The following is a 3,522-nucleotide window of genomic DNA, read 5'->3' on the forward strand; positions in this document are numbered from 1 at the left end:
GATCACCTACACACCAAACCAAGATTACAACGGTGCGGACGAATTCACTTACACAGTCACCTCTGGCGGCGTCACTGAAACCACAACAGTTACGCTGAACGTTACACCTGTTAACGATAAACCAGTAGTTGAAAACACCATTGCAGACCAAGTTCTATCAGAGGACTTTACGCCTTATACCATCGATCTAAATGACGCGTTCAGTGACGTTGATGACGCAGACAACGAACTGATATTTACTGTTTCTGGTAACAGCAATATCCAAGTTTCAATTGTTGATGGTATTGCAACGATTACACCAACAGCAGACTGGAATGGTTCTGAAGAGCTAACGTTTACCGCGTCAGACCCAAGTGGTTTGGAAGTGATTCAGACGGTTGATTTCACAGTCAACGCTGTTGCCGACATTGTCGCTGACAGTGCAGATATTGTTGAAGATATGCCGACTATTTTGAATGTGTTGGGCAACGATAGCTTCGAAGGTCAATCGCCAGTGGTATCAGTAGAAGCGGGCAATGGCCCTGAAAACGGTAGTGTGGTTGTTAACGATGATGGCACCATTACTTACACGCCGAACCAGGATTACAACGGTGCGGATGAATTCACTTATACAGTCACCTCCGGTGGTGTCACTGAGACGACAACAGTATCTCTAAACGTAACACCAGTGAACGATAAACCAGTGGTTGAAAACACCATTGCTGATCAAGTTCTACCGGAAGACTTTGCTGAATACACCATCAACTTGAATAACGCCTTTAGCGATGTTGACGACGCGGAAAGCGAGCTGGCGTTCAGCGTTTCAGGTAACAGCAATATTCAAGTATCGATTGTCGATGGTATCGCGACGATCACACCAACAGCAGACTGGAACGGTTCTGAAGAATTGACGTTTACGGCGACAGATCCAAGTGGTTTGGAAGTGAGTCAGACGGTTGATTTCACAGTCAATGCCGTTGTCGATATTGTTTCGGACAGCGCGAATATCGTTGAAGATACACCAACCGTTTTGAACGTGTTGGACAATGATAGCTTCGAAGGTCAATCACCAGTTGTTACAGTTGAATCTGGAGATGGTCCGACTAACGGCAGTGTGGTTGTGAACAACGACGGCACGATCACTTACACGCCTAATCAAGATTACAACGGTGCTGACGAGTTTACTTACACAGTCACCTCTGGCGGCGTCACTGAAACCACAACAGTTACGCTGAACGTTACTCCTGTAAACGATAAGCCAGTGGTTGAGAATACCATTGCTGACCAAGTTCTATCTGAGGACTTTACGCCTTATACCATCGATTTAAATGACGCGTTTAGCGATGTTGACGATGCAGACAGCGAACTAACGTTTACTGTTTCTGGTAACAGCAACATTCAAGTTTCGATTTTTGATGGTATTGCGACGATTACACCAACAGCAGACTGGAATGGTTCTGAGGAGTTGACGTTTACCGCGACAGATCCTGATGGTAAAAGCGTTAGCCAGACTGTTGATTTCACGGTTAACGCCGTCGCAGATATCGTTTTGGACAGTGCGAATATCGTTGAAGATACACCAACCATTTTGGATGTGTTGGACAACGATAGCTTCGAAGGCCAATCGCCAGTTGTTACAGTTGAATCTGGAGATGGTCTGACTAACGGCAGTGTGGTTGTTAACAACGACGGCACGATCACCTACACACCAAACCAAGATTACAACGGTGCGGACGAATTCACTTACACAGTCACCTCTGGTGGCGTCACTGAAACCACAACGGTTTCGCTAAACGTTACTCCTGTTAACGACAAGCCACTTAACGAAGACTTTGACCATAGCGCTGACGAACTTATAACTAACGTAGTTTTTGATACTGATGATAAGCCTTTGGACCAAGGCTCAGAAAGCGACCATATTTCTGACGTTGAGGATGACTTAAATGGTGATGATCTTCAGATCCGAATAACAGAGCTACCTACATCTGGCACTTTGTATTTCAAAGATGAAAATGGCGATCTTCAAGAAATTACATCGGCTGATGGTTCTTTGTACAACAAAGACAGCATCTACTACGAAGCGGATAATGTCGGATTCTTGCTTGGTATTAAAGACAGACCTAATTCTCCAAATGGAGAAGAGTCAACGACGGATTTCTACAACTGGGGTTTAAGTGCAGACGGTGGTGAGTCACACAGTCGAACCGAATATCTAGTAAATGGAGCGTCTATTGATATCTCCTCTGATAGTGGTGTGCTAGCTCAATACAACCGAGAAGTCTCACATATTGGTCATGGTATTGCTGATAACGATGGCCAAGGCATTCAGCGCGGCGAAACCATCAGCATTGATTTGTCTGAGAACCTTGTTGGCAGCGTGAATCTTGGTCTAGATGGTCTAGGAGGCTTGTTTGAGCACGGCGACAACAATGCTGCTCTTATCACGGTGACCTACCTTGATGCTAACGGCGCAGAGCAAACTCAAGTTATTGAGTTCTTGAAGCCAGAAGGCAATAACATGCTATTCCAGGAGACCAGTATTGGTTTCGGTAAGGATTACCCTCTACCTGAAGGGGCGGTAATTACTCAACTAGACTTCTCGACAAAAACATCTGGGAATTGGGAGTTGCGTTACGTAGAGGGGTTCCCACCTGAAGATAGTTTTGACTATGTTGTAGTTGATTCTGATAACGCTGAAAGTGACCCTGCAACGGTGACAATTGCCAATCAGGTTCTAGACGGCAACGTGTCGGAAAACGGTCCAGGTCTATCTTTAACTGGTAATACAGTCACAGAAGGAGAAGACGTTACGTTTTCTGTGATATTGGATGAGACGACAGAAACGGCAGTTAAGTATCCAATAAATACATTGGCCCCTGGCTCATCGGCAGATGACTCAGACGTCAACCTACCTAATGCGACCTACACGAACGGTGTTGTATTTGCAGGGGGCTACCTGATTGTTCCTGCAGGTGTTAGTAGCTTCGAAATCATTGTGCCGACGATTGATGATTCAAAAACTGAAAACCTTGAGAGCATCGTTGTCGAAGTTGGGAATGCGAGTGGTATTGGTTATATCCAAGATGATCAAATAAACAATGTGGACGAAGACGCAACCGCAGAGCTGACCGTGAGTGCGGGCGGCGATGTCACCGAAGGTGATGACCGTTACCTTGAGTACACGATCAGCCTTAGTGAACCAGTCAGTGAAGATGTCTTACTGAACCTATCTACCGATGGTACAGCGACCTCTGATGTTGACTACGACGCGACGTACCTTGTTGCTGATGGCAATGGTGGTTACCGTGAAATCACGGCTGATGAATTGAAGATCGCTGCAGGGGAAACTGAGCTCAAAATTTACCTTCAAGTAAAAGACGATGAGGTGACAGAGAACTCTGAAAGTGTTGAACTGACAGCATCGACGACCAGCGGTAAAGTCACCGGCACCAAGACTGACAACGCGACAGCGAACATCCTTGATGACCAAGCAAACGGTGTCGACGAAGACGCAACCGCAGAGCTGATGGTGAGTGCGGGAGG

1 protein-coding gene is annotated in these 3,522 nt (G+C 46.0%); it reads left to right on the forward strand.

From position 1 onward, the window contains the following. On the forward strand, positions 1-3,522 hold a 3,522-nt coding region (locus VCHENC03_RS27925; protein ID WP_009704416.1), incomplete at both ends, for a tandem-95 repeat protein.

It is taken from the genome of Vibrio sp. HENC-03 (genome assembly GCF_000305755.2).
Lineage (GTDB): Bacteria > Pseudomonadota > Gammaproteobacteria > Enterobacterales > Vibrionaceae > Vibrio > Vibrio owensii.